General features: G+C 51.5%; 5 protein-coding genes. 1 reads left to right on the forward strand and 4 read right to left on the reverse strand.

What is annotated here, in order from left to right; translation table 11 throughout:
• Nucleotides 1-7: 7 nt before the first annotated feature.
• The 4 genes from GQY55_RS27580 to GQY55_RS27595 all read right to left on the reverse strand — a co-directional run bounded on the left by GQY55_RS27580 (nt 8) and on the right by GQY55_RS27595 (nt 4,394).
• Complete coding sequence (locus tag GQY55_RS27580; protein WP_160045131.1) at nt 8-1,606, reverse strand: extracellular solute-binding protein; 1,599 nt, start codon at nt 1,604-1,606, stop codon at nt 8-10.
• A 173-nt stretch (nt 1,607-1,779) separates the two neighbouring features.
• Nucleotides 1,780-2,682, reverse strand: a complete 903-nt coding sequence (locus tag GQY55_RS27585; RefSeq protein ID WP_160045132.1) for a carbohydrate ABC transporter permease — start codon at nt 2,680-2,682, stop codon at nt 1,780-1,782.
• Between the two features lie 18 nt (nt 2,683-2,700).
• Nucleotides 2,701-3,657 carry an ABC transporter permease gene (locus GQY55_RS27590; RefSeq protein ID WP_160045133.1) on the reverse strand — a complete coding sequence of 319 codons (957 nt, stop codon included), beginning with the start codon at nt 3,655-3,657 and terminating at the stop codon, nt 2,701-2,703.
• 20 nt (nt 3,658-3,677) lie between these two features.
• Nucleotides 3,678-4,394 (reverse strand): alpha/beta hydrolase, encoded by a 717-nt coding sequence (locus GQY55_RS27595; protein WP_236575912.1) that lies wholly within the window; start codon nt 4,392-4,394, stop codon nt 3,678-3,680.
• Between the two features lie 532 nt (nt 4,395-4,926).
• Here GQY55_RS27595 and GQY55_RS27600 point away from each other — a divergent pair.
• Nucleotides 4,927-5,838 carry a serine hydrolase domain-containing protein gene (locus GQY55_RS27600; RefSeq protein ID WP_160045135.1) on the forward strand — a complete coding sequence of 304 codons (912 nt, stop codon included), beginning with the start codon at nt 4,927-4,929 and terminating at the stop codon, nt 5,836-5,838.
• Nucleotides 5,839-6,201: the final 363 nt, after the last annotated feature.

Consider the following 6,201-nt stretch of genomic DNA (forward strand, 5'->3'; position numbering starts at 1 on the left):
GGTATCTTTACTTCGCGAATTTGCTGTTTAATTCATCCAAAACCGGTTGAACGAGGGATTGCTTGCTTTCCACCCATTTCTTCCAGTTTGCTTCCAAATCGCCGCTTTGCAGGATCAGGTTGGCGTACTCGTTTTGATATTCGAACGACGCTTGGCTTTTCGCTTTGGAGTCATACAACTGTACGTCCCAATCGTACGCAGCCAGCTTGCCGCCTTCTTTTCCGAGTTTGGCTTTTTCTTGGAAAAGCTGCACGGCCCGGTCTCGGTATTCCTTCTTGATAGCAGGGTTCACGACGCTAAAGTCGTCGCCCAGGACATACAGACCTTCAAAACGCGCAGGATATTTGTCTTCGAGCGATGTTCCTTCCGGAAGCAGGCTTACAGGCTCGTTTTTGTCGTCGTATTTCCAGTCTTTTCCTTCAAAGCCCATGTTGACGAGCATTTGTCCTTCTTTGCTTGTCGAGTAATCGAGAATGTCCATAATACGCTCAAACTTCTCTTTGCTGATGTTCGGCGAGAAGATCAGGGACGACCAGAAGTTGACCTGCTCCAGATTGCGGTACTTGCCGTCGTCGCCGAGAACGATTGCCGTATGCACCAGATCGTCGCTGCTGACGCCCAGGTTTTTCTGCATGTTCTTGTCCAGGTCCTGTCTGTACGAAGCCAGGCCGCCGAGGGACATGATGCCGGCTACGCCTTTGACTCTGAAGTTGTCGCTGCCTTCGTTGTTTTTCCATGTGTAGAACTCAGGGTTCAAGAGGCCTTCTTTGTACGCTTTTTGCATCAGCTTCAAGCCGGTCAACGTTTCAGGATCGGCAGGACCCCAATGGAATTTGCCGTCTTCGCCTTTGTAAAATGCGGATTCCACGCGGGAGTGTTCGCTGTTGGCCATGATGATGTTCGTCAAAGCATCGTCCGCGTTATAAGACATCGGAACCAGCTTGGAGCCCAGTTTGCCCGGGTCCTTCTCTTTGATCAGCTCGGCATAATGAATCAGCTCGCTTGTCGTGTACGCGTCCTTAAGCTCAAATCCGACGGCTTTCGCCCAGTCCTTGCGCAGCGCGATGACGCCGATTTGGTTCACGAGCGGATCGGCCGGTTTGTTTTGGTAATACACCGGTTTCGGCAGGATGTACGTGCCGCCTGTCAGCTCTTCCAATTTGTCGCCAAGGCCCGTCAGCTTGTAGGCTGCGGCCACGTTCGGCCAGCGTTCCTTCCAGTCATCCGGGAATTTATACAAAAGTCCTTGGTCTACGTAGTTCATGAAGTCGCCGTGCACATAGTTCCAGCTTGCCACGTCGGGCAGGTCGCCGGAGTTGATCCACAGGCGGAGTTTTTCCGGCCACGAATCCCACTGCACATAGTTGTAATCCCATTCGACATTGAACTTGTCCATCCAGTACTTGTGGAACTCGTTGTCCAATACGCCGTCTTTCACTTCCGTGGTTTGCGCAACGGAGATTTTCAGCTTGTCCTTGTAGTTTCCGTCCGCGTTTTTTTCGTTGCCGCCGGATGATGCCGAATCTTTCGAGCAGGCAGTGACCGTCACCATAACCGCCGACAGCGCAACGGCCAGGAGTGGTTTAAGCAGCTTTTTGGTGTTCATGTTTTTCCCCCACTTTGATCAGATTTTTGCAGTTCAGGCTTTTGCAAAATTCGATTCCGGCCGCTCCAGAGTACAATATATAGACGAATGAAACCGTTTCGCTCTATATATTGCTGATTGGAAGTCGCTTTTCGGATTTTTGCAAAATCCTCAGTTAAAAATCTATTGTGTAATCAGGTCTTGATAGCCCCTGTTAACACCCCTTTGGCGAAGTGCTTTTGCAGCATCGGGAAGAAGCACATAATCGGCACCATCGATACGAAGACCGAGGCCATTTTCATTCCCGTGGAGAAACCGGATTTGTTCAGGGCATCCACGCTGGACGCGTTCGAAACGTTCGTTGACGATTCGACGATGATTGTTCGCAGCACGTTTTGCAGCGGCAGCATCTCCGCCTTTCGCAGGAAGATCATGGCGTCGTACCATCCGTTCCAGAAGGCTACGCCGTAGAACAACGTGATGGTGGCCATAATCGGCGCGGCCAGCGGCAGCACGATGGAGAACAGGATCTTCCATTCTCCGGCTCCGTCAAGTCTGGCGGATTCCATGAGCGATTCCGGGAGGCCTTGAAAATAGTTCATCATCAGGATCATGTTGAAGGCGCTGAAGCTTCCGACAAGGATGACCGACCACAAGGTGCCTGTCAGGTGAAGCGACTTCATGACCAGGTAAAGCGGTACGATCCCGCCGTTGAAAATCATGGTGAACAGGACCAGGAAAAAGATCAGCTTTTTGCCCGGAAACTTGTCCCGGCTGAGGCCGTAAGCCATCGTGCTTGTCAGGAACAAGCTGAGCGGCAGCCCGACGACGAGAATCTTGATCGTATTCCAGAAGCCCGTCAAAATCCTTCCGTCCTGGAACAGCGCCCGGTAGGCATCCAGCGTCGGATGCTTCGGAAACAGCATCATCGGGTTGTCGGCGTATTCCTTTTGCGAAGCGAACGAAATCGCGATCACGTTGATGAACGGGATCAGGATCATTAAGGACAAAATAATCAGGACGATCAGCAAAGCATAGTCGAGAAACGTCATTTTGCCGATCCGGTATCTATGCCGTTTTGCGGTAGCGGTACTCATCTGTTATTCACTCCTTTCCTAGCGGAACAAGCCGTCTCCGCCCATCAGTTTCGCCACTCGGTCGGCGGCCAGCAGCAGGATCATGTTCACCAGGGAACGGAACAAGCTGACGGCGGTCGAGAACGAGAAGTCCGTCGAGGACTGGAACGTAATGCGGTAGATGTACACGTCGAGCACCTGGGACACGTTTTGCGTGGCTGCATTCGCCAAGTTGAAGATCTGGTCGAAGCCCGCGGACATCAAGCCGCCCACGTTAAGAATGAACATGACGGTAACGGTCGGAAGAATGTTCGGCAGCGTAATTTTGAAAATTTGCTGCATTCGCGAAGCGCCGTCGATTTGGGCCGATTCGTACTGGTCCTGATCGATGCCGGAAATGGCCGCCAGGAAGATGATTGCGCCCCAGCCGGTCGACTTCCAGATGTCGGTGAGAATGAGCATCGGCAGGAACATGTTTTCCGAGCCCAGGAAGTTGATCGTCGGCAGCCCCATCAGCTGCAGCGCGCTGTTCAGCAATCCGTCATAGGAAAGCACGTTGATGACGATCCCGGAAACGATGATCCAGGACAGGAACTGCGGAAACGTAAATACCGTTTGGAACAGCTTTTTGGTCTTTCGCATCCGCAGCTCGTTCAGCAGCAGCGCAAGCAGAATCGGGAACGGGAACGTGATCACCAGCTTGATGATGTTGATGTACAGCGTTCTCCATACGGCCTGCGCGAAAGTCGGGTCGCGGAAGACGTACTTGAAGTTTTCGAATCCCACCCAAGGGCTTCCCCAAATGCCCTCGTTGGCCTTGTAATGCTTGAATGCCAGCGACAGACCGCCCATCGGCAGGTAAGCGAACAAAACCAACCAGACCAGGCCGGGAATCAGCAGGGTGTAAGTCATTCGGTGCTTCCAGATTTCCTTGTACCAAGGATTCGCGGAACGCGCTCGTAATTTTTTGTCAGGCCCTAAGGCTGCGGGTTTCAATTTGCATCGCCTCACTCTACTTAATTCTTTTCATGAAACAGGAAGTCGAAGGACGTTTTCAGGTGCCGTTCCCAGAAAAACCAATCATGCGTACCCGGACCCTCGACATACTGGAATTCAAACGGCGTCTTCCGCATATATTCGGCAAACTCGCGATTCATCCCGATAAAAGGATCCTCGGTTCCGCAGCAGCATAACACCGGAGGCAGCTTGCCGCCCTCTTTGATCCTTCTCTCGGCAAGGGCATACAAATCCTGATCCGGCTTTACCGCCAGCTCCGTGCCGAATACGGCCCGCATCTCCTTTGCCTTCCCCGCGTCCATGTTTGGATCGCGAAGGCGTTTCTGGATATCGGTAACGCCGGATAAGGATACCGCCTTCGCATACCGGTCCGGGTAGGTCAAGGCGCATTTCAAGGCTCCGTACCCGCCCATCGACAAGCCGGCCACGAAGGTCCTTTCGGGGTCGGCATTCAGCCGGAGCATTCGCCCGCAAATGTCCGGAAGCTCCTGTGTCACGTAATGGAAGTAATCGAGACCGTATTCCATATCGGTATAATAACTTCGGTTCGCTTCCGGCATGATCACCGTGCAGCCGTATTTCGCGGCATACAGCTCGATGGTCGTCAGCCGGTGCCAAGTGCTGGCGTTGTCCCCTGCGCCGTGCAGCAGATAAAGCGTGCTGTTTGCCTGGACGCCGGCATCGACGGGAGATACCACGTGGATGTTGGTTGTCATTCGCAACGTAGGCGATCCCGTGTCTATCGTTAAATGCGCCATATGTAACCCCTTTCATCGGCATCAGTTTACAACATACAGTTTCAAATCTGCTTTTGAATCGATATTTCCATATACAAATTCGACATCTTTCTTAGCCGTTTTAGCGAAACGTTTCTTTGATTGCGAGTCGTTCGCTGTCAACGTCCAATTAATGCCTATTTCCCTGTATTTTTAAACCTTTCAGCCTCCAATTGTCGATGTTGCCCATTGATTTCAAGGGCTTTATTTGCAGTTTGTAAGCGATTAATTCGAATCGTTTCGATTAACATCATAAATCCTCTTGTCACTTCATGTCAACTACCTTTTTCTCAAACTTCTTTCGATGCCATGGAATGTTCAATTTTTCTACTGAACGCCCCATTTTTAACTCGGATTTGTATCAGGAAAGCGATTTCCGGGCGATGTTGACATCCTCTTCGTCTTGTAATAAATTCTAGTTTAAAAGAATATCATGGAAACGTTTCTATTGAATGAGAAAGAAGGGCTTATGATGTCCATTCGATTAACCGGATTCGTAAATCTTTTAGCGAGACATCACTTAAACGTGCTGTCCGCTCGAGTGCTTCAAAACGGTGCGCAAATTGCCGCTTGGGACGTAACCCGGGACGAGCGCCGACTGCAGCATTCGGTAAGCAAATCCTTTACCTGCATGGCTGTCGGATTGGCCATTGACGAAGGAAAGCTGTCCCTTGAAACGAAGCTGAAGGACTTTTTTCCTGAACATGCCCAAATCCGCTCCGACGTTCCTTCATCCATGCAGCCTGGGGAACTGACGCTGTACAATCTGCTCCGGATGTCGTCCGGGCATGACTCGCCTCCGCTTTGGGCCGAAGAAAGAGCAACTCTTCAGGAAAAGGATTGGGTGAAGCATTATATGTCCCTTCCGCTGGACAGGCCCCAGGGAGAAAAATTCACGTACAGCAGCGGCGACACGTTCGTCATTTCGGCGCTGGTGCAGGCCGCCGTCGGCGAAACCGTCAAAGATTATTTGACGCCGCGGCTGTTCGAGCCGCTTGGCATCCATGACGTCGCCTGGGAAACGTCCCCGCTTGGCGTAACGCTTGGATGTGCCGGACTCTCGATCAGCAACGAAGAGTTGAGCCGGTTCGGGCAATTCCTTTTGCAAAAAGGAATGTGGCAAGGACGGCAGCTGGTGCCGGCGGAATGGATCGAGTTTGCGACGCGCAAACAGATCGACAACGAAGGAAGTCCGGATTGGAGCCAAGGCTACGGCTGCCAATTCTGGATGTGCAGGCATGACGCCTATCGGGCCGACGGCGCTCGCGGGCAGCTTTGCGTCGTCCTTCCGGGCAAAAACGCGGTGATTGCCATTAACAGTGAGGAAGACGATATTCAGGGGATTCTTGACGCAGTGTGGGCGGAAATATTGCCGCAGCTGTAATTGGGAGAATCAGGATGCGGATTGCAAAACAAGCCAGCCGAAATTTCGGCTGGCTTGTTTCCGGATACCCAAAGGAGGCGAACATGGAAAACTTGTTTGTCGACGTATTTTCATAGAAAGCAAGCCGCGGTTCGTGGAGATTTCAAGATCAGATGCTTTTGGATTTTAAAGAGATCCTGCTATCTTATTCTTTCAAAATCCCACTTGTTATGCGGTATATGGTATAATATGGAACGTACATACACGCCTTGAGTGGGCGCACCCTCCTGAAAGGGGGTGGTGCGATGAACATTTCGTTCGGTGAGGTTCTTACCTTCGGGTTATTCCTGTTGGCTTTGCTGACTTACATCGATAAACGAAAGT

The organism is Paenibacillus sp. USDA918EY, from assembly GCF_009870825.1.
In the GTDB taxonomy this organism is placed as follows: Bacteria; Bacillota; Bacilli; order Paenibacillales; family Paenibacillaceae; genus Paenibacillus_AQ; species Paenibacillus_AQ albilobatus.

Coding starts and splice junctions, on each gene's coding strand:
- GQY55_RS27600 (WP_160045135.1), top strand. CDS start 4,927: ATGTCCATTCGATTAACCGGATTCGTAAATCTTTTAGCGAGACATCAC.
- GQY55_RS27585 (WP_160045132.1), bottom strand. CDS start 2,682: ATGAGTACCGCTACCGCAAAACGGCATAGATACCGGATCGGCAAAATG.
- GQY55_RS27595 (WP_236575912.1), bottom strand. CDS start 4,394: ATGACAACCAACATCCACGTGGTATCTCCCGTCGATGCCGGCGTCCAG.
- GQY55_RS27580 (WP_160045131.1), bottom strand. CDS start 1,606: ATGAACACCAAAAAGCTGCTTAAACCACTCCTGGCCGTTGCGCTGTCG.